Annotated in this window: 1 protein-coding gene; it reads left to right on the forward strand. The window is 78.0% G+C overall.

Annotation, left to right across the window (positions count from 1 at the left end):
* The first annotated feature begins 115 nt into the window (after positions 1-115).
* Positions 116-604, forward strand: coding sequence for a ferritin-like domain-containing protein (locus tag IH13_RS0123425; RefSeq protein WP_031087516.1), 489 nt, complete (start codon positions 116-118; stop codon positions 602-604).
* The last annotated feature ends 59 nt before the right edge of the window (positions 605-663 follow it).

Here is a 663-nt window from a genome sequence, read left to right on the forward strand (position 1 = left end):
GCGCCAAGGCCCTGCTGGACGCCGACCCCGAACTGGCCCGGCTGATGGCATCGGTCGCGGCCGCCGGCGCGGTCCACGCCCATCTGCTGACCGAACTGGCCGAGGAGGTCTCGTCATGACCGGAACGACGGAGGCTGCCGTGCTCCGTGCCGCGCAGGCCGCACTCGCGGCCGAGCACGCCGCGGTGTACGGGTACGGCGTCCTGGGCGGCCGGCTGGACGGCCCCCGCCGCACCGACGCCACCGCGGCCCACGACGCGCACCGGGCACGCCGGGACACGCTGGTCCGTACCGTCCGCGACCTGGGCGGTACGCCGGTGGCGGCCCGGGCCGCGTACGCTCTGCCGTTCGCGGTGCCCGACCGGTCGGCCGCGACACGGCTCGCCGCCGTCGTCGAGGACCGGGTCGCGGGCGTGTACGCCGACCTCGTACGGGCCGCCCGGGGGCCGTTGCGGCAGGAGGCCGCGGGGGCGCTCCGGGAGGCCGCCGTGCGTGCGGCGCGCTGGCGCGGCTCCGGCGTAGCCTTTCCGGGGCTCGCGGAGAAGGCCTCCGCCGACCCGGCGGACACCACGGCCGAGGCGGGCGCCACCGGCGCCCCGCACTGACGCAGGCTCGGAAAGGGAACAAGGCGCGTATGGGTTTCGAACCGCCGCAGCGGCTGGGG

The organism is Streptomyces sp. NRRL WC-3549, assembly GCF_000721935.1.
Taxonomy (GTDB): domain Bacteria; phylum Actinomycetota; class Actinomycetes; order Streptomycetales; family Streptomycetaceae; genus Streptomyces.

Excerpts from the sequence above, each read along its gene's own strand:
- IH13_RS0123425 (WP_031087516.1), top strand. The coding sequence starts at position 116 with ATGACCGGAACGACGGAGGCTGCCGTGCTCCGTGCCGCGCAGGCCGCA.